This is a genomic window from Campylobacter sp. CFSAN093259 (genome assembly GCF_012889985.1).
Taxonomy (GTDB): domain Bacteria; phylum Campylobacterota; class Campylobacteria; order Campylobacterales; family Campylobacteraceae; genus Campylobacter_D; species Campylobacter_D jejuni.
In genome coordinates, this window is sequence record NZ_CP040617.1 from 1,593,624 (window position 1) to 1,618,360 (window position 24,737).

Annotated in this window: 27 protein-coding genes and 4 tRNA genes; 20 read left to right on the forward strand and 11 right to left on the reverse strand. The window is 30.7% G+C overall.

Annotated features, from left to right (window positions below; genetic code table 11):
* The first annotated feature begins 143 nt into the window (after positions 1–143).
* The gene (locus FBF20_RS08205) at positions 144–1,403 is read left to right on the forward strand and encodes an MFS transporter (RefSeq protein WP_002851199.1); all 1,260 of its coding nucleotides are present in this window, start codon (positions 144–146) and stop codon (positions 1,401–1,403) included.
* Here FBF20_RS08205 and mutY read toward each other — a convergent pair.
* Positions 1,389–2,408, reverse strand: coding sequence for an A/G-specific adenine glycosylase (mutY, locus tag FBF20_RS08210; RefSeq protein WP_168952612.1), 1,020 nt, complete (start codon positions 2,406–2,408; stop codon positions 1,389–1,391). The two genes, FBF20_RS08205 and mutY, sit on opposite strands and share 15 nt — an antisense overlap.
* Positions 2,409–2,480: 72 nt before the next feature.
* Here mutY and FBF20_RS08215 point away from each other — a divergent pair, with 72 nt between their 5' ends.
* From FBF20_RS08215 to FBF20_RS08245, 7 genes are all read left to right on the forward strand, one after another.
* Positions 2,481–3,233: a hypothetical protein gene (locus FBF20_RS08215; RefSeq protein WP_002851224.1), complete on the forward strand. Its 753-nt coding sequence runs from the start codon at positions 2,481–2,483 to the stop codon at positions 3,231–3,233.
* A 71-nt stretch (positions 3,234–3,304) separates the two neighbouring features.
* A tRNA-Gly gene (locus FBF20_RS08220) sits at positions 3,305–3,379 on the forward strand.
* Positions 3,380–3,388: 9 nt separating this feature from the next.
* Positions 3,389–3,477: transfer RNA gene (locus FBF20_RS08225), tRNA-Leu, on the forward strand.
* Between the two features lie 18 nt (positions 3,478–3,495).
* Positions 3,496–3,569, forward strand: a tRNA-Cys gene (locus FBF20_RS08230).
* Between the two features lie 21 nt (positions 3,570–3,590).
* Positions 3,591–3,678: transfer RNA gene (locus FBF20_RS08235), tRNA-Ser, on the forward strand.
* A gap of 204 nt (positions 3,679–3,882) precedes the next feature.
* Entirely contained in the window at positions 3,883–4,893 is a 1,011-nt protein-coding gene (gene ribD / locus FBF20_RS08240; protein ID WP_010891948.1) for a bifunctional diaminohydroxyphosphoribosylaminopyrimidine deaminase/5-amino-6-(5-phosphoribosylamino)uracil reductase RibD, read from the forward strand.
* A complete protein-coding gene (locus FBF20_RS08245) occupies positions 4,874–5,395 on the forward strand; it encodes a hypothetical protein (RefSeq protein ID WP_002851161.1) in 522 nt (173 codons plus the stop codon). The genes ribD and FBF20_RS08245 overlap by 20 nt, the downstream gene beginning before the upstream one ends.
* A 7-nt stretch (positions 5,396–5,402) precedes the next feature.
* Here the strand turns inward: FBF20_RS08245 and FBF20_RS08250 are convergent, their stop codons facing one another.
* The 4 genes from FBF20_RS08250 to FBF20_RS08265 all read right to left on the reverse strand — a co-directional run bounded on the left by FBF20_RS08250 (position 5,403) and on the right by FBF20_RS08265 (position 9,515).
* The gene (locus FBF20_RS08250; RefSeq protein ID WP_002851484.1) at positions 5,403–6,767 is read right to left on the reverse strand and encodes an L-serine ammonia-lyase; all 1,365 of its coding nucleotides are present in this window, start codon (positions 6,765–6,767) and stop codon (positions 5,403–5,405) included.
* Positions 6,768–6,781: 14 nt separating this feature from the next.
* Entirely contained in the window at positions 6,782–8,032 is a 1,251-nt protein-coding gene (locus FBF20_RS08255) for an amino acid transporter (protein WP_002851351.1), read from the reverse strand.
* 259 nt (positions 8,033–8,291) lie between these two features.
* Entirely contained in the window at positions 8,292–8,708 is a 417-nt protein-coding gene (locus tag FBF20_RS08260; protein ID WP_002843383.1) for a PepSY-like domain-containing protein, read from the reverse strand.
* Positions 8,709–8,771: 63 nt separating this feature from the next.
* Positions 8,772–9,515: a DUF4261 domain-containing protein gene (locus FBF20_RS08265; RefSeq protein ID WP_002890186.1), complete on the reverse strand. Its 744-nt coding sequence runs from the start codon at positions 9,513–9,515 to the stop codon at positions 8,772–8,774.
* A gap of 157 nt (positions 9,516–9,672) precedes the next feature.
* On the opposite strand from FBF20_RS08265, the gene exbB reads away from it, so the two are divergent.
* The 3 genes from exbB to FBF20_RS08280 are packed head-to-tail and all read left to right on the forward strand — an operon-like array spanning position 9,673 to position 11,160.
* Positions 9,673–10,098, forward strand: a complete 426-nt coding sequence (exbB, locus tag FBF20_RS08270) for a TonB-system energizer ExbB (protein ID WP_002851166.1) — start codon at positions 9,673–9,675, stop codon at positions 10,096–10,098.
* Positions 10,091–10,480 carry a TonB system transport protein ExbD gene (exbD, locus tag FBF20_RS08275; protein ID WP_002851470.1) on the forward strand — a complete coding sequence of 130 codons (390 nt, stop codon included), beginning with the start codon at positions 10,091–10,093 and terminating at the stop codon, positions 10,478–10,480. Before exbB ends, exbD begins: the two co-directional genes overlap by 8 nt.
* Positions 10,477–11,160 (forward strand): energy transducer TonB, encoded by a 684-nt coding sequence (locus FBF20_RS08280; RefSeq protein ID WP_002851568.1) that lies wholly within the window; start codon positions 10,477–10,479, stop codon positions 11,158–11,160. The genes exbD and FBF20_RS08280 overlap by 4 nt, the downstream gene beginning before the upstream one ends.
* Before the next feature lie 12 nt (positions 11,161–11,172).
* Here the strand turns inward: FBF20_RS08280 and FBF20_RS08285 are convergent, their stop codons facing one another.
* Together FBF20_RS08285 and FBF20_RS08290 are read right to left on the reverse strand one after the other, a co-directional pair.
* Complete coding sequence (locus FBF20_RS08285; RefSeq protein ID WP_002851445.1) at positions 11,173–12,042, reverse strand: hypothetical protein; 870 nt, start codon at positions 12,040–12,042, stop codon at positions 11,173–11,175.
* A 3-nt stretch (positions 12,043–12,045) separates the two neighbouring features.
* A complete protein-coding gene (locus tag FBF20_RS08290; protein ID WP_002778908.1) occupies positions 12,046–12,207 on the reverse strand; it encodes a hypothetical protein in 162 nt (53 codons plus the stop codon).
* 94 nt (positions 12,208–12,301) lie between these two features.
* Between FBF20_RS08290 and FBF20_RS08295 the strand changes: the two genes are divergently transcribed.
* Entirely contained in the window at positions 12,302–13,285 is a 984-nt protein-coding gene (locus tag FBF20_RS08295; RefSeq protein ID WP_002851386.1) for an MnmA/TRMU family protein, read from the forward strand.
* 85 nt (positions 13,286–13,370) lie between these two features.
* Here FBF20_RS08295 and aroC read toward each other — a convergent pair whose 3' ends face one another.
* Genes aroC through FBF20_RS08315 form a run of 4 tightly spaced genes read right to left on the reverse strand, consistent with a single transcriptional unit; the run spans position 13,371 to position 16,533 of the window.
* A complete protein-coding gene (gene aroC, locus FBF20_RS08300) occupies positions 13,371–14,459 on the reverse strand; it encodes a chorismate synthase (protein ID WP_002851463.1) in 1,089 nt (362 codons plus the stop codon).
* Positions 14,459–15,133, reverse strand: a complete 675-nt coding sequence (rnc, locus tag FBF20_RS08305) for a ribonuclease III (protein WP_002851153.1) — start codon at positions 15,131–15,133, stop codon at positions 14,459–14,461. The genes aroC and rnc overlap by 1 nt, the downstream gene beginning before the upstream one ends.
* Positions 15,120–15,560, reverse strand: coding sequence for a ribonuclease HI (rnhA, locus tag FBF20_RS08310; RefSeq protein WP_002851277.1), 441 nt, complete (start codon positions 15,558–15,560; stop codon positions 15,120–15,122). The genes rnc and rnhA overlap by 14 nt, the downstream gene beginning before the upstream one ends.
* Positions 15,547–16,533, reverse strand: coding sequence for a CDC27 family protein (locus FBF20_RS08315; protein ID WP_002851401.1), 987 nt, complete (start codon positions 16,531–16,533; stop codon positions 15,547–15,549). Before FBF20_RS08315 ends, rnhA begins: the two co-directional genes overlap by 14 nt.
* A 69-nt stretch (positions 16,534–16,602) precedes the next feature.
* Between FBF20_RS08315 and dnaG the strand changes: the two genes are divergently transcribed.
* The 8 genes from dnaG (at position 16,603) to tkt (ending at position 24,736) form a co-directional block, all read left to right on the forward strand.
* The gene (gene dnaG, locus FBF20_RS08320) at positions 16,603–18,420 is read left to right on the forward strand and encodes a DNA primase (RefSeq protein WP_002851181.1); all 1,818 of its coding nucleotides are present in this window, start codon (positions 16,603–16,605) and stop codon (positions 18,418–18,420) included.
* An 81-nt stretch (positions 18,421–18,501) separates the two neighbouring features.
* Positions 18,502–18,774, forward strand: a complete 273-nt coding sequence (locus FBF20_RS08325; protein WP_002858971.1) for a NifU family protein — start codon at positions 18,502–18,504, stop codon at positions 18,772–18,774.
* The gene (locus tag FBF20_RS08330; RefSeq protein WP_002851410.1) at positions 18,761–19,312 is read left to right on the forward strand and encodes a hypothetical protein; all 552 of its coding nucleotides are present in this window, start codon (positions 18,761–18,763) and stop codon (positions 19,310–19,312) included. Before FBF20_RS08325 ends, FBF20_RS08330 begins: the two co-directional genes overlap by 14 nt.
* Positions 19,296–20,579 carry a UDP-N-acetylmuramoyl-L-alanyl-D-glutamate--2,6-diaminopimelate ligase gene (locus tag FBF20_RS08335; protein WP_002865460.1) on the forward strand — a complete coding sequence of 428 codons (1,284 nt, stop codon included), beginning with the start codon at positions 19,296–19,298 and terminating at the stop codon, positions 20,577–20,579. Before FBF20_RS08330 ends, FBF20_RS08335 begins: the two co-directional genes overlap by 17 nt.
* A gap of 3 nt (positions 20,580–20,582) precedes the next feature.
* Complete coding sequence (locus FBF20_RS08340) at positions 20,583–20,894, forward strand: YbaB/EbfC family nucleoid-associated protein (RefSeq protein ID WP_002851172.1); 312 nt, start codon at positions 20,583–20,585, stop codon at positions 20,892–20,894.
* On the forward strand, positions 20,891–21,985 hold the full coding sequence (locus tag FBF20_RS08345) for a PDZ domain-containing protein (protein WP_002851505.1): 1,095 nt from the start codon (positions 20,891–20,893) through the stop codon (positions 21,983–21,985). The genes FBF20_RS08340 and FBF20_RS08345 overlap by 4 nt, the downstream gene beginning before the upstream one ends.
* Positions 21,982–22,827, forward strand: a complete 846-nt coding sequence (locus FBF20_RS08350) for a polyprenyl synthetase family protein (RefSeq protein ID WP_002851379.1) — start codon at positions 21,982–21,984, stop codon at positions 22,825–22,827. Before FBF20_RS08345 ends, FBF20_RS08350 begins: the two co-directional genes overlap by 4 nt.
* Positions 22,828–22,837: 10 nt before the next feature.
* Positions 22,838–24,736, forward strand: a complete 1,899-nt coding sequence (tkt, locus tag FBF20_RS08355) for a transketolase (protein ID WP_002851237.1) — start codon at positions 22,838–22,840, stop codon at positions 24,734–24,736.
* Position 24,737: the final 1 nt, after the last annotated feature.

A 24,737-nucleotide genomic window follows, 5' to 3' on the forward strand; every position in this document is an offset into this window, starting at 1 on the left:
TTACCAAAATTTATGAAATTTATTAAAATATGTAACATTTTTATCGATATTTTTATCTTTTTTATTTCTCTTCTTTATTTTTAAATATATTAAACAAAAATCACACTATACTTAAATAAAAATCTAAAATTAAGGAAGGGTTTATGCAAGAGCTTACTCGCACGAAAAAAATTCGCTCTATTATTGCTGCAAGTAGCGGAAATTTAGTAGAGTGGTTTGATTTTTATATCTATGCTTTTACAGCAACTTATTTTGCTCATACTTTTTCAACTTCAGATAATCCTGTTATCCAGCAAATCAATGCCTTTGGGGTTTTTGCAGCAGGATTTTTTATGCGTCCTATAGGCTCTTGGCTTTTTGGCTCTTTAGCTGATAAAGTAGGTCGTAAAAAATCTATGGTTATATCAGTGGTTTTAATGGCTTTAGGCTCTTTTATGATAGCAGCCTTACCAAGCAAAGATACAGTGGGCGATCTTGCTATTATCTTGCTTTTAATAGCAAGACTTATTCAAGGTCTTAGTGTAGGCGGGGAGTATGGCATAGCAGCTACTTATCTTTCAGAACTTGCTACGGAAGGAAAACGCGGTTTTTACTCATCTTTTCAGTATGTAACCCTAATAGGTGGTCAACTTTTGGCCGTTGCAAGCATTAGTATAATGTTTTTATTTTTTAGCATTGATGATATGAAAGATTATGCTTGGAGAATACTTTTTGTAATAGGCGGAATTTTAGCACTAGGCTCGCTTTTTGTAAGAAAAATGATGAATGAAAGTGCTACAAAACTTCACCAGCATGAAGATCGTGGTACTTTAAAGGCATTATGCAAATCTTGGAAACCTTTTTTAATGGTACTTGGGGTTACCTCTGGAGGTTCTTTAGCTTTTTACACCATTACAACTTATACTAAAACTTTTATGGAAAATACGGGTATGGATAAAATGCTTGTTAATAATCTTTTCTTAGGTGCTTTATTTATACTAATGATCATTCAACCTCTTTTTGGATATATAGGAGATAAAATAGGTCACAAACGATCTTTAATTGTATTTTGTATTTTGGCATTGGTAGGAATTTATCCTATTTTTTCACTTATAGCCAATAACGCACAAAATAATCCTTCTTTGACATTTATGTTGGTGGTATTATTGTTTGTTATTTTAAGTTTTTATACTTCAGTTGCTGGGATTTTTAAAGCAAAACTTTTTCCTGAACATGTAAGAGCTTTAGGGACAGGTTTAGGTTATGCTATTTCAAATGCTGTTTTTGGAGGATCTGCTCCTTGGGTTGCTTTACAATTTAAAAATGCAGGTATAGAAAATGGCTTTTTTATATATATAGCTATTTTTACAATCATCATGCTTATAGCTACTTTATGTTTGCCTAAAAAATCAGAGCTTAATTAATTTTAACGCTTTTAAAGAAAGTGCCGAAAGTGCGGTACTTTCTAACTCTTTTAAGGTTTTAAATTCATAATTTTTATTTTCATTGTTTAGAATTTGATGATAAACCTTGATATTAAGTTTATACTTAGTATAGCTGTGCTTAAACTCCCCTACAAAACCCATATCTTTAGAAAGTTTATACTCTCCTTCTTTAAAAAAAGGAAAATTATACATACCCTTATAAAGCTTATCTTGGCTTTTCTGTATCGCAAATTTTTTATTAAATTCAAACAAAAAAAGATTTAAATTTAAACTCTCATAAAGTATTTTTTTAGCTCTTAGATAAAGCTCTGTATGAAATTTGCCTTGACAAAAATCATACAAAGGACAAATCCTACACTTTGCATTTTTACCCACACAAACCAAAGCCCCTATATCAAGCAAAGCTTGGTTGTGATCAAAGGCATGATTTAAATTTAAAAGCTCTTTAGCTCTTTTTTCAAGTTCTTTCATGCTAGGATTTTCCAAAGCAAAAAGACGAGAAAGCACACGGCGTATATTGCCATCAACAAAAGAAACCTTTTGATCGTAGCCAAAACAAGCTATAGCGCCTGCTGTATAAGCTCCTATACCACTTAATTTTTTTAGATCCTCAACATCTTTGGGTAATTTAGCCCCAAACTTATCCACGCATTCTAAGGCTGCCTTTTTTAAATTTCTAGCACGAGTGTAATAACCAAGTCCTTGCCAAGCCTTTAAAAGCTCGTCTTCATTAGCATTAGCCAAACTTTCTAAAGTAGGAAATTTTTGCAAAAAGGGGAAATAAAACCTTTCTAAAACTGATTTAACTTGAGTTTGCTGAAGCATAATTTCGCTGATATAAACCCCATAAGCTCTATCAATATGCTTTAAACTTTCATCACAATTTTGACTTTGTAAATTACGCCAAGGCAAAGTTTTGCGTCCATTTTTTTCATACCAAAGAAGTAAATTTTCTTGTAGTTTTTCAAGCTCTTTTTTTTGCATAAATGAGAGTATAACAAAAAATTTTAAAATTTTTTGCTAAAATTAGCTCAAATTAAATTATTAAGGATATCCATGTTAGCTTTTTTTAAAGGTTTAGGTGTAGGTTTTTTATGTTTATTACTTTTTGTTGCAGGAGTAGTTTTTAATGTAGAATTTTTAGGCAAAAAAGACTCTAATCATGATTTATATTTTTCAAGAAATATAGAAGTAAGCAATACGCTAAAACCCGATATTTTATATGCAAATATTAATTTTTGGGCAAATGAAAATTTAAGTTCAAAAATTACATTAGACAATAGTGAAAAAGCTGAAATCACAAATACTTTCAATCAAATTTTAGAACGCTCAAAAAAAGAAAATTTTTGTAGCGGAGGAAGTTTTTCTTTAGAACCTAATTTTTCCTATAAAGATGGTATACAAACTCCAAAAGGTCAAAGATTTGATGCGAATTTAGAATGTGAATTTAAAGAAAACCAACTTGCAGATTTTAACAAGCTTTTAAATGACATCAATTCTATCATAGCTAAAAATAATTTCATCAGCGTTTCAACACCAGCCATACAAACAAAATTTTCAAAAGATACACTAAACAACAACAAAGAAAATCTCTACAAAGAGCTTTTAAAAACATCATACGAATATGAAAAAACTTACTCTTTAGATCTTAATAAAACTTGTGTATTGAAAAATTTACAAGTAAATGCCAATACCAATATCGCACCTAGAATGCTAAATGCGAAATCTGACAATATAGAACTTTCATCTCCAATTATCAGCAAAAAAGAACAAATTTTAAATGCAAAAGCTTTATTTATTTGCAAATAACTTATAGCAAAATAAACTCCTTTTAAGTTTATTTTGCTATACTTTTATCTTCAATTCTTTCAGAAATTTATGCGGGAATAGCTCAGGGGTAGAGCACAACCTTGCCAAGGTTGGGGTCGCGAGTTCGAATCTCGTTTCCCGCTCCATAATCACCCGCCCGGGTGGTGGAATTGGTAGACACAAGGGACTTAAAATCCCTCGGAATTTTTCTTCCGTGCCGGTTCAAGTCCGGCCTCGGGCACCACTTTTTCAACATTATCAGGGCGACATAGCCAAGCGGTAAGGCATGGGCCTGCAAAGCCTTGATCTCCGGTTCGAATCCGGATGTCGCCTCCAAAAGGCAAAACTTTACTTTATCGGGAGATGGCTGAGTGGTCGAAAGCGGCGGTCTTGAAAACCGTTGAGGGTCACACCTCCAGGGGTTCGAATCCCTTTCTCCCGGCCACCAAGACTTTCTAGTTTATCAAGCTTATATTATTCCTGAAATTATAAAGGATACTACAAATGAAAAATAATACTTCGGTCTTACTATTTTTGTTATATCCTAAAAAAACTTAGAAAAACTATGGCTAATATAATTAAAAATAAGAAATACAAATGGAAATTTAGAATTTGTTATCTTAAAACAAAAATATAAAATTTTAAAAATATGTCAAATTTTAAAATACAAGGTAGGCAAATGAAAGAATTTTATATGAATTTAGCTTTAAATGAGGCTTGGAAATATCAGTTTTTAACCTATCCAAATCCGGCTGTAGGCTGTGTAATCTTAGATAAAAATGAAAAAATTTTAGCCATAAAAGCTCATGAAAAAGCTGGATTAGCTCATGCGGAACTTAATGCCATAGCTCATGCTTTTAAAAGCTTAAGACCTGAAATTTCATTGCCCAAAGAAGCAAACGCCTTACATGAGTTTATTTGCAAAAACCATCAAGGTGTATTTAAAGATAGCATAGCTTTTGTAACGCTTGAGCCTTGCTCTCATCAAGGAAAAACACCTCCTTGTGCAAAACTCTTTAGCGAGCTAGGTTTTAAAAAAATTTTCATCAGCGTTAAAGATGAAAATAAAATCGCAAGCGGTGGGGCTGAATTTTTAAAAAAACAAGGTATAGAGGTTGAATTTGACATACTTAAAGAAGAAGGAAAAAAACTTTTAAAACCTTTTTTAAAATGGCAAAAAGGGCAATTTAAACTTTTTAAATTAGCCCTTTCTATGAACGGCTCACCTTTTGGCAAAATCGTAAGCAATGAGCTAAGTCGCACTTATGCACATGAAATTAGAGCGGTGATTGATTTGCTTGTAGTCGGTGGAGAAACCATAAGAAAAGATTGCCCTATATTAGATGCTAGGCTTTGCAAAGCAAAAGCGCCTAATCTTTGTATCTTAAGCCGTCAAAATATAGATAATTTTGATAAAAATATCCCTTTATTTAAAGTTCCAAACCGCCAAATTTATACCCAAATTCCAAGTGAAGCTAAATTTTTAATGTATGAGGGTGGAGAAAATTTTCTCAAAATCTTTAAAGATGAAATAGATATGTTTTTGATTTTCCAAAGTTCAAGTTTAAATGATGAAAAAAATGTTACAATACCTTTAAATTTCAAGCCACTTTACAGGAATTTTTTAGGGAGTGATACTTATGGCATTTATGAACTTTAGTGGATTTTTTTATGCGAGAAATGATTTAAGATTATTTAAAATAGAAAAGAAAAATGAATTAAAATCCTTTTTTTACAAGGACTACACCCTATCAAGCTACAAAGATGATTTAAATTTAAACAATGAAATCTTTTTTTATCAAAGTTTAAAAGAAGGCTTATTTAAGGAAAATGATGAAATTTTAGTTTCAAATTTGGGTAAAAAGATCATACTTTTTAGAAATTTCACTCAAAATTGCGATAATTTTAATGAGACAAAATTAAAACAAATATTGCTTTTATTTTTTTTGTTATTAGCGAGTGTATTTTTTGCAAGTTTGGCTATGATTAATGAATTTGGAGCCATAGATCTTCTTTTTTTAACGATTTGCTTATTGCTTTTAGTGATGGGAGTAATCAATCTTGGCTTGCTTTTTAAGCAAATTCGCATTCTTAAAAGTTTTTCCAAAGAAGAAATGAAAGAATTTTTAAGTCAAAGAATGAAAAAATACACTAAAGTGTAAAAACACTTTAGCATACTGTTTTTAAATTTGTAGCAAGACCACCTAAAGAAGTTTCTTTATATTTATAATTCATATCTTTTCCTGTTTCATACATGGTTTCTATAACCTCATCAAGGCTTACCATAGGAGTGGATTTGCGTGTCATTGCCATTCTAGCAGCACTTATGGCCTTAATGGCTCCAAAGGCATTTCTTTCTATGCAAGGAATTTGCACAAGTCCTGCAACTGGATCGCAAGTTAGACCTAGATGATGTTCCATTGCCATTTCAGCAGCATTACATGCTTTAAAAGCATTAGCTCCTAAAACTGTTGCCATAGCCGCAGCTGCCATAGAACTAGCACTACCAATTTCTGCTTGACAACCTGCTTCTGCTCCGCTAATACTTGCATTTTTCTTATAAAAAGAACCTATAAGCATTGCTGTTAATAAAAACTCTATAACCTTTTCATCACTAAAACCTATAGTATGATTTTTAAGATAAAGCATAACAGCAGGGATAACAGCACATGCTCCATTTGTTGGTGCGGTTACGACTTTTGCTCCGCTAGCATTTTCTTCAGCAATCGCAATAGCATATAAAGAAATAAAATCGATAATACCCATAGGATCAGCTGTCATCGCTACTCTTTCTTTAAGTCCTTTAGCTCTACGCTTTAAATGAAGTTTTCCAGGCAAATAATCTTCATTCGGGTGCGTACCATTATAATACACTTCTTGCATCACTTCCCAAATTTCAAGACAATAAGCACAAATTTCCTCTTTAGTGTGAAATTGCAATTCATAACGATAAGAAAGCTCTGCCAAATCCCAATCTCTTTTATCGCAAAGCTCTAAAGCTTCTTTAGCGTTATTAAGCTCTATATCTAGTTTTTTCTTTTTATTTTGGTTAGAATTTTTACCTTTTTTTTCTAATTCCGCAGCTGTTAAAACAAAGCCTCCACCTACAGAATAATAAGTTTCCTCATCAACTAACCCACCTTTACAATCATAAGCTTTAATTTTCATACCATTCTCATGTAAAGGTAAAAAATCTTTAGAAAATATCAAATCTTTTTCATAATTAAAACTAAGTTTTTTCTCGCCACAAAAATCAATTTGAGCATTTTCAATAGCATTTTTATTTACTTCATCTTGTATTGCCGCACTTAAATTTTTAGCTTCTAAGCCATTTAACCCCCAAATCACAGCCTTATCACTCAAGTGTCCTTTGCCTGTTAACGACAAAGAACCATAAAGAGTAACCTCAACTCTATCAATTTCATCAAGCTTTTTAGCAACTTTTTTACAAAATAAATTTCCAGCAAGCATAGGCCCTAAAGTATGAGAAGAAGAAGGGCCAACACCTATTTTAAAAATGCTTAAATTACTCATTTTTTATCCTTAATTTATAAAAGATCATGAATTGCAGCAGAAATTGCAACTATCCCCATTACCAAAACAAAAAGATCTAAAAATTTATTACGAAACCTTGCCAAAATATCAAAACGATAAATACAATAAAGCGGCATTAAGAAAAGCAAAATAGCCAAAACAGGACCACCAATAGCCTCGATAATTCCTATAACACTTGGATTTTTATACGCAACAAGCCACGCGATAGCAAAGGTAATGATCGCTGTTAAAGTTTGAGCGAATTTACCTTGAATTCTACCATTACTTGCTTTATATAAAATACCATTTAAGCCTTCTTGAGAACCAAGATAATGCCCTAAGAAACTTTTGCTAATAGCCACAAGTGCAACAATAGGTCCAACATAAGCTAGTAAAGAAACTTCAGGAAATTTATTTGCTATAAAAGTAAGAATATTGATATTTTGATCTTTTGCTGATGCAAAATCTTCTGGTGTAAAGGTTAAAGCACAAGAAAAAACAAAAAACATTACAACAAAAACCATAAGAATAATTGCCAAAGAAATAATTTTTCTAGCGCGAGGTTCAGCATAACCACCATATTCTTTTTTACAATAACAAGCAAGTGAAGAAATGATAGGAGAGTGATTAAAACTAAATACCATCACAGGAATAACAAGCCATAAAGTAACCCAAAAATTACTTGTTGAAATTACGGAAAAATCAACATTTGCAAATAACGATAAATTCCATTGTGGAATTAAAAGCAATGAAAAAATAAATAAAAATATAATAAAAGGAAAAACAAGAAAACTCATTGCTTTTGTTACAACATTTTCACCAAGAATAGAAATCAAAACCAAAACTCCAACAATCAAAAAACTCACCCACCAACGAGCAGCATGAGTAAGATCTGCATTGAAATTGAACTGATTGATTAAGAACTCAAGCAAAGTTGTTGTAAGATTAGCACTATAAACCAATAAAATAGGCAAAATAGCAAAAAAATACAAAAGTGTAATTAAAAATCCACCGCCCTTGCCAAAATAACTTTCTGCAACAAAAGTAATATCATCTTTTGGATTAGAACTTGAAAGCACAAAGCGACATAAATTTCTATGAGCTAAGTAAGTCATAGGAAAAGCTAAAACAAGTATAACTAACAAAGGTATCAATCCACCAAGCCCAGCACTAATAGGCAACAAAAGTACGCCGGCTCCAATAGCTGTTCCAAAAAGAGATAAAACCCACCTTGTATCGTGACTAGTCCATTTAGGAGTATTCATTATTCTTCCTTAAATTTAAGATTACATCTCTTTTATTTTAGCAAAATATTTATAAATAATTATTTTTTAAAAAAAATATTTTAAATCTTATGTAACATTTTGTAAATTTAATTTTATAAAAAAACAATCACTTGTATCAATACAGTATTATTTTAAAACTAAATATATTTTGAGTTTTGCAATCAAAAAATAAAAATTTGGAAGACTATGCTTCCAAATTTTTGCATCAAATTTTCTAAGGGAGTTAAATTTTCAAAAATTAATCTAATTTTTGACCTAGGATATTTCCTTGCATATCTGTATAAACTTCCATATTGTTATTAAACTTAAATTTATAACCATTAATTTCTTTGTCTACTTCAAGAATTTGAGCATTTGGTTGAGTTGCACTCACTTTTTTCATAACATTAGGTAAGATAGTATGTGGCAAAGCCTTATATTTTCCATCAACTTCTTTCCACTCTCCATTGATCATAAAATCAATTTCAGTTCCATCATTTAAAATCACATCATAAGAATCTATATCTTTTTTCACCAAACCAATTTGAGCGGTTTTAAAATTTTTAGAAATAAATTCTTTGGCATTATTTGGAAGTTCGCTAGCAGGAACAACCATATCTTTAGCTAAAAGCACCGTAGTACCCAACAAAGCAAGTAAAGTTAGTTTTGCTTTCATAATTTCTCCTTTTTTTCTTGGTTGGCGAAAGTTTAACTCAAAACTGTGAAGTGAATGTGAAACTTAAAAAATAATTTTCAAGCTTTCATTCTCAACACTTATACCTTGACTTTTTATAAATTTTATTTCTTTTCCATCTTCAAATTTTAAAATATCTTTATCTTTTAGATTAATATCATAAGTTAAAATATGCAAAACAATATCATAAATACAAAAGAAAAGTTCTTTTTCTTCTATGTTTAAATCACAAACTTCAAGTTCTAATTTATCAAAATTTCTAAGCCCATAAGTATAAGCATTAACTCCATTTTCACTAGGATAAACACTAACATATATCCAATTATATACCGGCAAGCGATTATCATCTAACATTTTTGCATTTTCTATATAAAAACTGGGCTCTAAAACAACTGCACCTGTATAAAAACCTAAAGCATGTTTATTATCCAAACATAAAACTGCAATTTTCGTAAACATTTTAGCTTGTTCTAATTTGCTTTGATCTTGACTTAGCACCGCTATAAGAAGATGAGCTTTATGTTTTTTAGTTTGCTCTAAGGCATCTTTCCACATAAAATTAAAATTTGCATAGTATTCTACTTCGTGATTAGGTATAGGATTGTTAATCAAATTTAGAGTAACTAACATATTTTCATATGAAAAAATCACGCCCTCTTTGGTAAAATTTTCATCAGCTATTTTTATATTAAATTTATCTTCTAAAATGCTTTTTAACTCCGAAAAATTAAAATCAACTTCATCAAGAAGAACAAAAGAGGTAAAATTGTGATTTAAATCTATAGTCATGTTAAACCCTATTAAATTTTTATAAATTATAACCTAATAAAAATAAATACTATAAACAAGAATTTCTTAAAAATTATGATAATTGATATTAATTATAAATTTATTTTTTATACAGTATAATCTTTTAAAATTTATAAGTATATTTTTGGAGAAAAATATGGAATTTTTAAAAGATTACATCGATTTAATTATCTTTTTAATTCTAGGAATTATGGCATTTATAGCTTTTTGGTGTGTTGTAGAAAGAATGCTATTTTTTAGAAAAATTAACTTTAAAAATTATGAGAATCAAGAGCAATTTGATGATGCGATTAGTGAAAATTTAACCACTATATATATCATCTATTCCAATGCCCCTTATATAGGACTTTTAGGCACTGTAATAGGCATCATGGTTACATTTTACGAAATGGGCTTGGCGGGCAATATAGATGTCAAATCTATAGTCGTGGGGCTTTCTTTAGCTCTTAAAGCTACAGCCTTAGGACTTTTGGTTGCTATTCCTGCTTTAATGGCTTATAATGCCTTACTTAGAAAAGTTTCCCTCTTAAGCAATGCTTATAAGGCAAATAAAAATGCTTAAACTACCAAAAAATGAAGGTTTAAATATAGTCCCATTTATAGACATTATGCTTGTTTTGCTTGCTATAGTACTTAGTATTTCAACCTTTATTGCGCATGGAAAAATTCAAATCTCACTTCCTTCAAGTGAAAATGCTACCAATATAAGCAATAATGAAAAAAAACTTCTTATAACCATAGACGAAAAAAATACTTTTTATTTAAATGATAAATTAGCTGATTTAAATGAAGTTCAAAATGCTATTTTTTCACTTGATAAAAAAACCATAGTAGAACTAAAAAGCGATAAAAATGCTAAATTTGAAAGCTTTGTAAAAATTATAGATTTTTTAAAAGCCAAAGAACATGAAAATTTTCAGATTCTTACTGAGAAAAACAAATGAAAACTTTATTTTTAAATCATAAATACCAAGCTTCTTATATAACTTTTATAGTCTTTATACCTTTACTTTTTGTCATTTTTCACTCAAATGACTTTTTTAAAATGGAAATTAAAAATGAAGATTCTTTTTCTTTAGCAATAAAACAATTTACCCAAACTAATCCAACAAATGAGACTAAACCAACAGAATCCATTATAGAACCTATCAAACCAAAACCTCAGCCAAAAGTTATTAAAAAAACTCCTGAAAAAATGCAAAAAAAGATAAAAAAAACACCTCCACACCCAATACCAAATAAAACCCCAATAGCACCAACTCAAGAAGTTAAAACTTTTGCAAAAACAACTGATACAAATGTCAAACCTAAGATCACTCAATTAACACAAGGAAAAGATAATCACCCTGTATTAAAAGAAATCCAAAAAGCTATACAACAAGCACAATTTTATCCAAGGCAAGCAAAAAAAATGCGTATGCAAGGAACTGTAAAAGTAGAATTTTTATGGAAAGAAAACAAAACTTTAGCAGATTTAAAAATCATAGAAATCTCGGGATATGATTTGTTAGATAAAAGTGCTTTAGAAAGCATAAGAAAAGCTTCTTTAAATTTTCCACACTATAATGGAGATTTAAGAATTACACTACCTATTATATATGATTTTAAAACCCTAAGAGGATAAAATTATAATTTGCTACACTCTCTTATCTACAATTTGTGCTTCTTGATTTTCAATTTTATTTTGAAAATCTTTACTTAAATTCTGACTTAATTCTTGCAAAGATTTTTGCTTCAGTTTTTCAAATTCTTCAGGATTGCTAGCCTCAAGCTTTGCCTGCTCATCAGCACTTAAAGCACTTAAACCTTTTTCTTGAGCTTTTTGAAGCAAATCTTCGTCTTCTTTTTCTTTGATATTATTTTCCTTATCATCTTTTTTATTGATTTTTTGCGGATCTATGGTTTTCATAGCATTAGCTCCACCACCTGATGCTTCTTTAATGTCGCTTAAAATTTCTCTCATGCTAGGTTCTTTAACATCACTATCATCAACTTTACCATCTTTATTTACATCTTTATCAATAAAAAAATTTAATTTTTCTTCTATATTTGCATCATCAGATATTTTTTCATCACTTGTTTTAAAGCCTAAATTTTGCATACTTTGTTGAAGGGTACTTGTATTAAAATTTAATTTTACACTTTGTTGTTTATTATTTAAATTTGAATTTAAAGAACCAAAATTATCTTTTACACTTTCAAACCAATTTGAAACAAATTGATTTACTTCGCCATTAAGCCTTATACTACCATCATTTCTAGCAACATAATTCATATAAGAACCGAAATTTTTTTGTAAACTACTATAATTTTCATCGCTTAAATTTAAAGCTATAAGTTCACCTTGCTTATTTTCAAAAACAACCTTAACACCATCGCTATTTAAACTCGAAAGATCTTGCACGGGAATTTTATCTTGATCTTCTTTTTTTAATACGCTAAGCTCTTTTTTATCAACATTATTAGTTAAAGAATGGGTTAAACTAGCAGAAGTATCGATTTTCATTATTTATCCTTTTTTACATTTTGCAAATAAACCTAAACGACACATTTTTCTCTCATGTGAATTTTTTAAAGAATTACACTTTTTAAGTTCTTGCTCGTAGTTAGCACAAGAATTTGCAAAAGCAAAAGAACTCAAAATGCTTAAAACCAAAATTATTTTTAACATTTTCCAATCCTTATTTTAAAGATTTTTTAGTTAAAATTATACCTTTTATAATCGACAAAATCTTAAAAAACTTTATAATCTCAGAAAGGAATCAATGAAAGCATTAGCTCTTTTTAGCGGTGGGCTTGATAGTATGCTTGCAATGAAACTCATCACTGCACAAGGCATAGAAGTTAAAGCTCTAAATATCAACATAGGTTTTGGAAGCACAAGTGATAAAAGCGAAATCATGAAAAAGCGTGCGGCAATGGTAGGTGCAGATTTTGAAATGATAGATGTAAGAAATTCCTATCTTCAAGAAGTGCTTTTTAATCCACAATATGGCTATGGCAAACATTTTAATCCTTGTATAGATTGTCATGCTTTTATGTTTAAAACTGCTCTTGCTATGTTAAAAGAAGAAAATGCAAGTTTTATCATCACAGGAGAAGTTTTAGGACAACGCCCTATGAGTCAAAGAAGTGATGCAATGGCAAAGGTTAAAAAACTTGCTCTTGATGAAGAAGATTTAATCTTGCGTCCTATGTGTGCAAAAAACCTACCTCTAACCAAACCTGAAAGAGAAGGTTGGGTAGATAGAGAAAAACTCGAAGGTATTATTGGAAGAAGTCGTAAAAGACAACTTGAACTTGCAGCTAAATTTGGCTTAGAAGACTTTGAAAGCCCAGGTGGAGGTTGTTTGCTAACTCTTGATAGTTTTGCTAAAAAAATTCGAGATTTCATAGAATTTGACAAAGATATGCAGGTTAATGACGCACAACTTTTAAAATATGGTCGTCATTTAAGATTACCCAATGGAGCTAAAATGATCATAGGTAGAAATGAACTTGAAAATACTCTTTTAAAAGGTTTAAAAACTCCTAAATATGAAGCAATAGAAATTGGGGATTTAATCGGAGCTTACTCTTTGGTAGATGAAAAAATTTCAGAAAAAGACTTAGAACTTGCCTTAAAAATAGCCCTTACCTATACTAAACACGAAGTAGGAAAAAGCTATGAACTTAAATTTAAAAATCAAGCTTATACAAGTATAGCTTTTGAAAATAAGGCTGATATTAATCAATTTTTTATTAGTTAAAGTATAAAGTATTTAGCAAAACAAGCGATATAGTATTTGAATCTTTTCAAAATATTGCAATCAAGCCCATGAAAATGGGCTTTTTTTATTTTAATCCATAAGCATTTTTTAAATTGTTTAAATTCGCACTCGCATTCAAAAGCAAACAATCAGCCAAAACTAAACGTACCATAGCACTAGCTACAACACTTCCTCTAACACCTACACAAGGATCATGCCTACCTTTGAGTTCAAATTTCAAATTATTGCCAAATTTATCTATACTTTCTTGCTTGGCAAAAATAGAAGGAGTAGGTTTAAAATAAGTTTTTAAAATAAGATTTTCTCCATTTGAAATTCCTCCTAAAATTCCTCCGCTATGATTGCTTAAAAACTTGCCATCTTTTAAAGCATCATTATTACACGATCCGCGCATTTTGCTTGCATTAATACCTTCGCCTATTTCAACTGCTTTAACAGCATTAATTCCCATTAAAGCATGAGCTAATTTAGAGTCTAACTTATCATAAAGAACTTCTCCAAGTCCTATAAGCATACCACTAACTTTTGTAAAAACAGCAGCGCCTACGCTATCTTTTGAATTTCTAGCATTTAAAATTTCATTTTTAAAGTCACTTTCTAGTTTTGGATCAAGGCAAAAAATTTCACTTTTCTTAGCAAATTCAAAATCAAATTCTTCTTCTTTCAAATTTGATACAAAAGTTCCTACTCCAAAAACACCACTTTGAACACAAATATCAAATTCACGCAAAAGCATCGCTGCAACTGCACCACCAGCCACTCTAGCAACACTTTCCCTAGCGCTTGATCTACCCCCACCCCTATGATCTCTTATGCCATATTTATAAAAATAAGTAAAATCCGCATGAGCAGGACGAAATAGATCTTTTAAATTATCATAATCTTTAGAATGAGCATTTTCATTAAAAACTACTATAGCTATGGGATGACCCGTTGTATATCCTTCAAAAACCCCGCTTAAAACCTGAGCTTTATCGCTTTCTTTTCTTGGTGTTGCAAATTTACTTCCGCCTTTGCGTTTATCAAGCTCATTTTGCAAAAATTCTTCATCAAATTTAACCCCAGCAGGCATTCCATCAATAATACATCCAACAGCCACACCATGAGACTCACCAAAACTTGTAAATTTCAATCTCGTACCAAAGGTATTCACTATAAAGCTCCTAATTTCTCAAGTGCAATTTTTGCTGCCATTTGCTGTGCTTCTTTTTTGCTTCCTGCAATAGCTCTTGCAAGTTCTTTACCATCAAGCATTAAAGCAATTTCAAATTGCTTTAAATGATCAGGGCCAAAAGCACGCACTGTTTCATACTGCGGAGTTTGTCCGATTTTTCCCTGTGTAATCTCTTGTAATTTTGTTTTATAATCTTTTATAAGAATTTTTGCATCAATTTGAGGGAAATTTTTTTCTATAAGCCTTAAAGCAATAGTTTTTGCAAACTCGAACCCAGCTTCTAAATGTATAGCACCTATAATGGCTTCTAACGCATCTGAAAGTATAGAAGGCTTTTCTTTTCCTCCATTGTTTTCCTCAGCAACACTCATAAGAATAAAATCGCCCAAATTTAAACTATTTGCAATTTTTGCAAAAGACTTTTCATTTACTAAAGCTGCTCTAAGCTTAGATAAATCTCCTTCGGCATCTTTGGCGAATTTATGAAAAAGGTATTCACCTACAACTAAATCAAGCACGGCATCACCTAAAAATTCCAAGCGTTCGTTGTTGTAAGATTTTTTAAAACTTTTATGGGTTAAAGCATGTATAAGAAGATTTTTATCTTTAAATTCATAAGTTAAACTCTGCTCTAGCTTTTCAATGTTTTTCATCATTTTCCCTTGCAATTTTCAAAGCAGCTTCACGCGCCAATGTATCACACCTTTCATTTTCCAAATGTCCATTATGTGCTTTTACCCAAAAAGCCTTAATCTTATGAGATTTTGCCACTTTAATATATTCCTTCCATAAATCTATATTTTTTTTACCTTTAAAATCCTTTTTTATCCATCCTTCTAGCCATTCATTAATACTTTGAACCATTAGGTTAGAATCTGTAAAAAGCGAAATTTCACAAGGCTCTTTTAAAGCCTTCAAAGATTCAATAATTGCCATTAGCTCCATTCTATTGTTAGTGGTATTAGCCTCAGCTCCAAAACCTTCCTTTTGATACTCCTTATAACGCAAAATATAAGCCCATCCGCCAAAACCTGGATTATTAAGACATGAGCCATCTGTATAAATTTCAATGTGTTTCATTGTTTTTCACTTCATAAATAATTTTACAAGTATTAAACTCATAACAAACAGGACAGTGATAAAAAAACAAAGGCATTACATTTTTACACTCAGAACAACGATATGAAAATTCTAACCCCGCATTAAAAGAATTATCTTTTAAAATTTTTAACATTTTAAAGTTAGAATTTTTAAAAACAAACTGGTGCGTATCATCATGCTTTGAAATTTTACCCAAAGCATAAAAGAATTCTAAAAAATCTTGATTTTCTAAATTAAACGCTTCATTTTCTCTATAAAGCAAATCACAAATATCAAAAAAATTTTGCCCTAAAAACATATGATATTTTTCAAAAACTAAACGCCCCAACATAGGATTATCTTCTATTTTAAATTCTAAAAGTTTTTTCTTTTTTTCTTCATCAGTAATATTAAAAGTACAAAGTTCTAAAGCTTTGATAAAATCACGCTCTTTTTGTACATCTTCATTAAGCTCAAAAAGACATTCTAAAAGTTCTAAATTTTCTTTATAAGAACGAAGTTTTAAATAAACAATTTTTAAAAGTTTTAAGGCTTGTATATTTCTTGGACGCAGTTTTAAAGCTTGTAATAAAACTTCTTTTGCACGCTCTAAAAATCCTGCTTTAAAATAAACTTTTGCTAAAGAAAGGAAAATAAATTCTCTTTCTTGTTTATCTTTACATTTTTCAAGAGCAATCAAATAAATTTGAGTTGCTTTTTCAAATTCCCCGCTTTTAGTAAAAATTTCAGCCAAAAAACTTAAATTTCCAAAACTCAAGCTACTATTTCTTAATAACTCTTTATGAGCGTTATCCATTTCAAATTTTTTTATAAATTTTTCAAGCTTTTGTTCTTCATCTTTGTTAGCAAATATTTTCCAAATATAATTTGCAACAGCTACAACAAATACTAAAATGGTTAAAATTATAAGCCCTACTAAAGGGTCTCTGTATTCTACAAAGAAAAAATCCATAGTCTCGCTCTAAAAATTTTATGCCAAATTATAGCCAAATCTTTGTATAATTTTAACAAGGTTTGTAAAATGATAACTAAAGAAAGTATAGAAAATTTATCCCAAAGACTTAATATTGTTGATATTATAGAAAATTATATTGAAGTAAAAAAACAAGGCTCTAGTTTTGTATGTATCTGTCCTTTTCATGCAGATAAAAACCCGTCTATGCATATCAATCCTATCAAAGGTTTTTATCATTGTTTTGCCTGCAAGGCTGGTGGAGATGCTTTTAAATTTGTAATGGATTATGAAAAATTAAGTTTTGCTGATGCAGTTGAAAAAGTTGCAAGCCTTAGTAATTTTACTTTGAGTTATACAAAAGAAAAACAAGAAAATAAAAAAGAGCTAAAGTCTATACTACCAAGCTTAAATGCGTATTTTAAAGATAATCTCAAACACCACAAAGAAGTTTTAACCTATCTTTACCAGAGAGCTTTAAATGACAAAGATATAGCCAAATTCGAATTAGGTTTTGCAGGAGCAAGTGAAGATAGTATAAGATTATTGCAAAATCAAAAAATTCCTTTAGAAGATGCTATGAGTGTTGGAGCTTTAAAAAAAGATGAAAATAATGAATTTTACGCAAGTTTTATATGGCGTATCACCTTTCCAATCTACGATCATAAAGACTTATTGGTAGGGTTTGGAGGGCGCACTTTAAATCCCAATGTACCGGCAAAGTATGTAAATTCACCCCAAAATATACTTTTTGATAAAAGTAGAATTTTTTATGCTTTTAACATCGCTAAAGAAAATATAGCCAAAAAAAAAGAAATAATAGTATGTGAAGGCTACATGGATGCAATAGCTTTTCACAAAGCAGGGTTTAACAATGCTGTAGCAGTTCTTGGAACAGCATTAACCGAACATCATCTACCCTTAATCCGCCGTTATGATGCAAAAGTGATTTTATGTTTTGACAATGATGAAGCAGGATTAAAAGCTGCGACACGATCTGCATTTTTATTAAGCACAAACAAAATAGACGGTAAAGTGGCAATTTTGCAAGGCGGAAAAGATCCTGCTGAGCTCGTAGCAAAAAATGAAAGCACAAAACTCCATAATATACTCGATGAAGGAATAGAGCTTGGTGAATTTTATATCAGACGCTTAATATCCACTCATTCCATAATTTCTGCTCTTGATAAACAAAAAGCTTTAGAAACTATACAAAAATTCACCTTTAATCTTGAACCTTTAGTGGCAAATTCTTACACTAGTCTAGTTTCAAATTTATTAAAAGTGGATGAAAAATTTATTGTCTTATCACAAAATTCAAAAAAAACCATACAAACCCCTTTAATTTCTCAAAATAAATACAATTTTCCTAAAGAAAAAATTCACATTGCAGAATTAGAACTTATAGCTTTTTTAAAACAGCATCCAGATATATGTAACGATTTTAAGCAAATTAGTGATAGTGTTTGTTTTAAACATAAGATTTTATTGGATAAAATTTTAGAAAAAAAAGGTTATGAAGATAGTGATATTAGAGAATTTGAAAGTAAAAATATTCGAAAAAATTTAAACTATAGCGAATTCTTGTTAGGTATTTGCAAGGTTAATTTAGCTTTTTTAAACAATGTAAAAATTAAAAATTCTACACTCGCATTAAAAAAACAACTTTTTACGCTTATTGATAAAAATTTAAATCTTTTAATTAAAAATTTAAATACCGCAGAATTAAATAATTTTTTAAAAGAATATTTAAGCTTCTTAAAATATGAAAAAAACGAAGAAATTCTGCAACAATCATTTAGAAACTTAAATGGAATTTTTGGTAACAAAAACTTTACAGCTTATGATTTAGGATTTAGCATACAAAATAATGACGAACCTTTTTAATTTATTTAAATTTCAAGCCTTAATTTACCTTTTTTTAAACACAATCACGCTAAAGTATATAAAAATTTTTAAGGATAAATTATGATGCCTTTTAGTGATGAAGAGCTTATAAATCCTGTTAAAGCAAGTTTAGAAAAGAGCTTGCCTATGCTTGAACGTGATGGCGGAGGGCTTGAATTTTTAGGAATTAAAAATGGGATCGTTTATGTCCATTTAATAGGAGCTTGTAAAGGCTGTGCATCGAGTGGAACAACGCTAAAATACGGTCTTGAAAGGCAACTTAAGATTGATATTCATCCGGAAATCACTATAATCAATTTAAACGGCGGAGCAGACGAATTTGCAAAATTATAAAAAACTTGGAATTGAACATTTTTACAAGAAAGATTTTAAAACTGCAAAAATGTATTTTTCTATGGCTTATGAAAAACGCAAAAATAAACGCTTGCTAAATTTTATCTGCCTTTGTGATCTTGCTTTAAAATCTCCTAAAGAAGCTTCTTTACTTTTTGATTTTTATATAGAACATTACAAAATCTCTAGCATTGATAAAGACTTAGAAGAAATTTTAAGTACAATTGAATTTAAAAAACAAGAAAACAAACAGGAAAACGAATTTGAAGATGGGCATGCGTTAAATTATCAAGATTTTTTAAAAAGCGAAGAAGAACTTGGCTTTCAAAAAAGTTTTGAAAATATCATTAACAGCACTAAATTAGTTATTGATAATCGTGATGATTTTTTAGATTTTTTGGAAAAATTACTTGATAATGGCTATAAAGATATGACTTTAAATTACATAGAAAATGTTATGCCTCATTTTTGGGCAAATGATAGATTTATCAAACTCCAAGAAAAACTCATGGGATTTAAAAGTGAAATTAAAACTTGAAAATTCATTCATTACAGATAACACCTTAGAGTGTGAAAAAGAATGCTTTTTTTTGCAAACCACACAAAATGCTAAATTTCACGCTCAAGCCTTAGAAAAAGGTGCAAAAATCATTGATGTAAATGAGTGTAAAAAACTTTTAAAAATCGATGAAAAGATTCAAATCATAGGAATCACAGGAACCAATGGCAAAACCACAACCGCAGCAGCGATTTATTCTATCTTATTGGATTTAGGTTATAAGTGTGGGCTTTGTGGGACAAGAGGAGCTTTTATCAACGATGAACAAATCGATGAAAAATCCTTAACCACCTCCCCTATTCTTAAAACCTTAGAATACCTACAAATAGCCACTCAAAAAAAATGTGATTTTTTCATCATGGAAGTAAGCTCACACGCACTCGTTCAAAACCGCATCGAAGGCTTAAATTTTGCTGCTAAAATTTTTACCAATATCACTCAAGATCATTTAGATTTTCACGGTACTTTTGAAAATTATAAAGAAGCAAAAGAACTTTTTTTTACCGATGAGAGTTTAAAATTTATCAACAAAGATGCTTTGGCTATTAAATTTAATGTGCGTAATGCTTTTACTTATGGCATAGAAAATCCTGCTTTATATCAAATCAAAGCTTATTCTTTAGAAGAAGGCATTAGTACTATTGTAACAAATAAAAATCAAACTTTTCACATAGACTCGCCCTTGCTAGGACTTTTTAATCTTTACAATCTTCTAGTTGCTAGTGCTTGTGTGAATGAACTCGTAAAGCCTGATTTAAAAGACTTGGAAAAAGCTATCAGTGGATTTGGCGGGGTTTGTGGCAGGGTAGAACAAGTAGCAAAAGGTGTGATTGTAGATTTTGCTCATACGCCTGATGGCATTGAAAAAGTGCTTGACACTCTTAAAAATAAAAAACTCATCGTTGTTTTTGGAGCAGGTGGAGATAGAGATAAAACCAAACGCCCTTTAATGGGAAAAATCGTCGAACATTTTGCAAAAATTGCTATCATTACAAGTGACAATCCACGCAGCGAAGAACCAAAAACCATCATGGAAGAAATTTTATCAGGCTTTACTAAAAAAGAAAAAGTTTTAATGATAGAAGATAGAAAAGAAGCTATAAAAAAAGCTTTAGAACTAAAAGAAAATGACGATTTAGTCGTTATTTTAGGCAAAGGTGATGAAACTACTCAAGAAATTAAAGGGATAAAATATCCTTTTAGTGATAAAGTAGTTGTTAATGAAATTTTAAAAAATCAAGGATAATCAATGTTTGAAAATATGGATTTTTCTAAAATGGGAGAACTTTTAAATCAAGTTCAAGAAAAAGCAAAAAATATAGAACTAGAACTTGCAAATCGTGAATTTAGTGCCAAAAGCGGAGCAGGACTTGTTAAAGTAAGTGCCAATGGAAAGGGTGAAATTATCGATGTTAGCATTGATGATTCTTTACTTGAAGATAAAGAATCCTTGCAAATTTTACTTATTTCTGCAATTAATGATGTTTTGGCTATGGTTGCACAAAATCGTTCAAGTATGGCGAATGATGTTTTAGGCGGTTTTGGAGGTATGAAATTATGAAAAAAATTTTAATTATTTGCATGCTTTTTACTTTGTCTTTTGGTATAGAAAGACCTAAATTTGAAGATTTTTTAGCAGGTTATGAAAGAAATAAGGCAAGCATGCTCAACTATGAAGGAATGCCAGCTTTTGCACTCAGTGAAAATTTACTTGCTGTGTTAAAACAGCCTAATGCTAAGCTTAACAAATATGTAAAATACGATCCATTTTTAAATTTATATCTTGTAAGAACTGACTTTAGCCTAATCCCTACTCCTATGGGTGATGAAGAAAAACTTACTCGTAATGATTGGGTTGGAATTTGGGATCCTAATAAACCTTATATAGGGCATATTAAGTATTTAGCTCAAAATATTGATGAAAAAGATCAACTTGATTTTAATTCTAAAATAGGACTTTTAGGGACTCCATGCTGTGAAATGATGGGGATTGCTTTAAATAATAGCTCTTTTATAGGCAATCGCTATTTAAAACATTTTATGAAATATAACGATGTTTATTGGGGGGATATTGGCGTTGATTTTGTTGTTCGAGAAAATAAAATTTATGTTAACAATGTAAGAAAAAATCCACAATTTTTAATCAATGATCAAGTTATAAGTGTTGATGGCTTACCCGCCAATGATTTAAGAAAACTCAATGAAAAAATTCTTTTTGCAGATCGCGGAAGCACTCTTTATTTTCAAGTGTTGCGTGATAATATGGATTTAAATATTTCTACTGAAGTTTTTGCAAAAGATTTGAGCAAATTTAACCTTCCTGATTCTAAACCAAAACCAAAAATTACAAATTTCACAAGCAATCTTGGTTTAACGGTTAATGCTAGTCTTGTTGTAACTAAAATAGATCCAAAATCAAAAGTATCAAATGCAGGATTTATGGTAGGAGATAAAATTTTACGCGTTAATAATATTATTTTAAATAATTTTAAAGAATTACAAAATATTTTAAGTGCTGGTAATGACTTTAGCATCTTAATTGAACGCAAAAGTACTAAATTACCTTTATCAAATTTCAACAATGAACTAGGCGGAAATGCCAACTCAGGTGGCGATGGTAAATTTCAATTTTTCATAAGGCTTACTAAGTGAATTTAAAAGAACTTTTTATCCATCACTTAGAAAAAAATCTACCCAAAGTTGAAAGCTTTCATCCTTTTTTCAATGAAGCTTTAGCACTTATGTTAAAAGCAGGAGGAAAGCATTTTCGCGCACAATTGCTTTTAAGCGTAGTGCAAAGCAATAAACCTGAACTTTTAAATCAAGCTTTAGATGTAGCTTTAGCTTTGGAATTTATCCATACTTATTCACTCATACACGATGATTTACCCGCTATGGATAATGCGGACTTTAGACGAGGAATTCCAACCTTACACAAAAGCTACGATGAAACTACAGCCATCTTAGTAGGTGATGCTTTAAATACCGAAGCTTTTTTAGTTCTAAGTCATGCTCATTTAAAAGATGAAATCAAAATCAAACTCATCAAAACCCTTGCCTTTAATGCAGGACTTAATGGAATGGTCATAGGACAAGCTATTGATTGTTTTTTTGAAGACAAAAGACTGAGTTTAAATGAACTTGAGTTTTTGCATACACATAAAACCGCAAGATTGATCGCCGCAGCTTTAAAAATGGGTTGTGAAATTTGCGAACTTAACAACGAAGAAAGCAATCAAATTTACAAACTTGGTTTAAAACTAGGACTGATTTTTCAAATCAATGATGATATTATCGATGTAACTACAAGTCAAGAACAAAGCGGAAAGCCTACCAACAACGATATTCATAAAAATTCTTTTGTCAATTTGCTTGGACTTGAACAAGCCATAAAAACAAAAGAAAATCTTCTTAGTGAATGCGAACAAGACTTAGAAAAACTTAATGAAAAACTCGCACAAATGATACAAAATTTAATAATTCAATACTTATAAAGGCAAAATAATGAACATTCAAATTTTACAAGAACAGGCAAATACTCTAAGATTTTTAAGTGCTGATATGGTGCAAAAAGCAAACTCAGGACACCCAGGTACACCTTTGGGCTTAGCAGATATTTTAAGTGTTTTAAGTTATCATTTAAAACACAATCCCAAAAATCCAACTTGGCTAAACCGAGATAGACTTGTATTTTCAGGCGGACATGCAAGTGCTTTGCTTTATAGTTTTTTACATTTAAGCGGCTATGACTTAAGCTTAGAAGATCTTAAAAATTTCCGCCAACTTCATTCTAAAACCCCTGGACACCCTGAAATTTCAACTCTTGGAGTAGAAATCGCTACAGGCCCTTTAGGACAAGGCGTTGCCAATGCTGTAGGCTTTGCTATGGCAGCAAAAAAAGCACAAAATTTGCTAGGCAGTGATTTAATCGATCATAAAATTTATTGTCTTTGCGGAGATGGGGATTTACAAGAAGGCATTTCTTATGAAGCTTGTTCTTTAGCAGGACTTCACAAACTTGATAACTTCATACTTATTTATGATAGCAACAATATCTCTATAGAAGGCGATGTAGGTTTAGCCTTTAACGAAAATGTAAAAATGCGTTTTGAAGCACAAGGATTTGAAGTTTTAAGTATAAATGGACACGATTATGAAGAAATCAATAAAGCCTTAGAACAAGCTAAAAAATCCACAAAACCTTGTCTTATCATCGCAAAAACAACTATAGCAAAGGGTGCAGGAGAGCTTGAAGGCAGTCATAAAAGCCATGGCGCACCTTTGGGTGAAGAAGTGATTAAAAAAGCCAAAGAACAAGCAGGCTTTGATCCAAATATCAGTTTTCATATCCCACAAGCAAGCAAAATCCGCTTTGAAAGTGCTGTAGAACTTGGGGATTTAGAAGAAGCAAAATGGAAAGATAAGCTTGAAAAAAGTGCTAAAAAAGAACTTTTAGAAAGGCTATTAAATCCTGATTTTAACAAGATAGCTTATCCTGATTTTAAAGGAAAAGATCTTGCTACAAGAGATAGTAATGGTGAAATTTTAAATGTTTTAGCTAAAAATTTAGAAGGATTTTTAGGTGGAAGTGCAGACTTAGGCCCTTCGAATAAAACAGAACTTCACAGTATGGGAGACTTTGTAGAAGGTAAAAATATCCATTTTGGTATCAGAGAACACGCTATGGCAGCGATTAACAATGCTTTTGCAAGATATGGAATTTTCTTACCATTTTCGGCAACTTTTTTCATCTTTAGCGAGTACTTAAAACCTGCCGCAAGAATAGCAGCTCTAATGAAAATCAAACATTTTTTCATTTTCACACACGATAGCATAGGCGTGGGCGAAGATGGACCAACACACCAACCTATAGAACAACTTAGCACTTTTAGAGCTATGCCAAATTTTTTAACCTTTAGACCTGCTGATGGGGTGGAAAATGTCAAAGCTTGGCAAATAGCCCTAAATGCTGATATTCCGAGTGCTTTTGTGCTTTCACGCCAAAAACTCAAAGCTCTAAATGAACCTGTTTTTGGAGATGTAAAAAACGGAGCGTATTTACTCAAAGAAAGCAAAGAGGCTAAATTTACACTTCTAGCAAGTGGAAGTGAAGTTTGGCTTTGTCTAGAAAGTGCAAACGAACTTGAAAAACAAGGTTTTGCTTGTAATGTTGTTTCCATGCCTTGTTTTGAACTTTTTGAAAAACAAGATAAAGCTTATCAAGAAAGATTGTTAAAAGGTGAAGTTATAGGTGTTGAAGCAGCACATTCTAATGAACTTTATAAATTTTGCCATAAAGTATATGGCATAGAAAGTTTTGGAGAAAGTGGTAAAGACAAAGATGTGTTTGAACGCTTTGGATTTAGCGTTTCAAAGCTTGTAAATTTTATCCTTAGCAAATAAA

Bases quoted from the DNA above. Each gene is read 5' to 3' on its own strand.
- FBF20_RS08205 (WP_002851199.1), top strand. From the start codon at position 144: ATGCAAGAGCTTACTCGCACGAAAAAAATTCGCTCTATTATTGCTGCA.
- mutY (WP_168952612.1), bottom strand. From the start codon at position 2,408: ATGCAAAAAAAAGAGCTTGAAAAACTACAAGAAAATTTACTTCTTTGG.
- FBF20_RS08215 (WP_002851224.1), top strand. From the start codon at position 2,481: ATGTTAGCTTTTTTTAAAGGTTTAGGTGTAGGTTTTTTATGTTTATTA.
- ribD (WP_010891948.1), top strand. From the start codon at position 3,883: ATGTCAAATTTTAAAATACAAGGTAGGCAAATGAAAGAATTTTATATG.
- FBF20_RS08245 (WP_002851161.1), top strand. From the start codon at position 4,874: ATGGCATTTATGAACTTTAGTGGATTTTTTTATGCGAGAAATGATTTA.
- FBF20_RS08250 (WP_002851484.1), bottom strand. From the start codon at position 6,767: ATGAGTAATTTAAGCATTTTTAAAATAGGTGTTGGCCCTTCTTCTTCT.
- FBF20_RS08255 (WP_002851351.1), bottom strand. From the start codon at position 8,032: ATGAATACTCCTAAATGGACTAGTCACGATACAAGGTGGGTTTTATCT.
- FBF20_RS08260 (WP_002843383.1), bottom strand. From the start codon at position 8,708: ATGAAAGCAAAACTAACTTTACTTGCTTTGTTGGGTACTACGGTGCTT.
- FBF20_RS08265 (WP_002890186.1), bottom strand. From the start codon at position 9,515: ATGACTATAGATTTAAATCACAATTTTACCTCTTTTGTTCTTCTTGAT.
- exbB (WP_002851166.1), top strand. From the start codon at position 9,673: ATGGAATTTTTAAAAGATTACATCGATTTAATTATCTTTTTAATTCTA.
- exbD (WP_002851470.1), top strand. From the start codon at position 10,091: ATGCTTAAACTACCAAAAAATGAAGGTTTAAATATAGTCCCATTTATA.
- FBF20_RS08280 (WP_002851568.1), top strand. From the start codon at position 10,477: ATGAAAACTTTATTTTTAAATCATAAATACCAAGCTTCTTATATAACT.
- FBF20_RS08285 (WP_002851445.1), bottom strand. From the start codon at position 12,042: ATGAAAATCGATACTTCTGCTAGTTTAACCCATTCTTTAACTAATAAT.
- FBF20_RS08290 (WP_002778908.1), bottom strand. From the start codon at position 12,207: ATGTTAAAAATAATTTTGGTTTTAAGCATTTTGAGTTCTTTTGCTTTT.
- FBF20_RS08295 (WP_002851386.1), top strand. From the start codon at position 12,302: ATGAAAGCATTAGCTCTTTTTAGCGGTGGGCTTGATAGTATGCTTGCA.
- rnc (WP_002851153.1), bottom strand. From the start codon at position 15,133: ATGAAAAACATTGAAAAGCTAGAGCAGAGTTTAACTTATGAATTTAAA.
- rnhA (WP_002851277.1), bottom strand. From the start codon at position 15,560: ATGAAACACATTGAAATTTATACAGATGGCTCATGTCTTAATAATCCA.
- FBF20_RS08315 (WP_002851401.1), bottom strand. From the start codon at position 16,533: ATGGATTTTTTCTTTGTAGAATACAGAGACCCTTTAGTAGGGCTTATA.
- dnaG (WP_002851181.1), top strand. From the start codon at position 16,603: ATGATAACTAAAGAAAGTATAGAAAATTTATCCCAAAGACTTAATATT.
- FBF20_RS08325 (WP_002858971.1), top strand. From the start codon at position 18,502: ATGATGCCTTTTAGTGATGAAGAGCTTATAAATCCTGTTAAAGCAAGT.
- FBF20_RS08340 (WP_002851172.1), top strand. From the start codon at position 20,583: ATGTTTGAAAATATGGATTTTTCTAAAATGGGAGAACTTTTAAATCAA.
- FBF20_RS08345 (WP_002851505.1), top strand. From the start codon at position 20,891: ATGAAAAAAATTTTAATTATTTGCATGCTTTTTACTTTGTCTTTTGGT.
- tkt (WP_002851237.1), top strand. From the start codon at position 22,838: ATGAACATTCAAATTTTACAAGAACAGGCAAATACTCTAAGATTTTTA.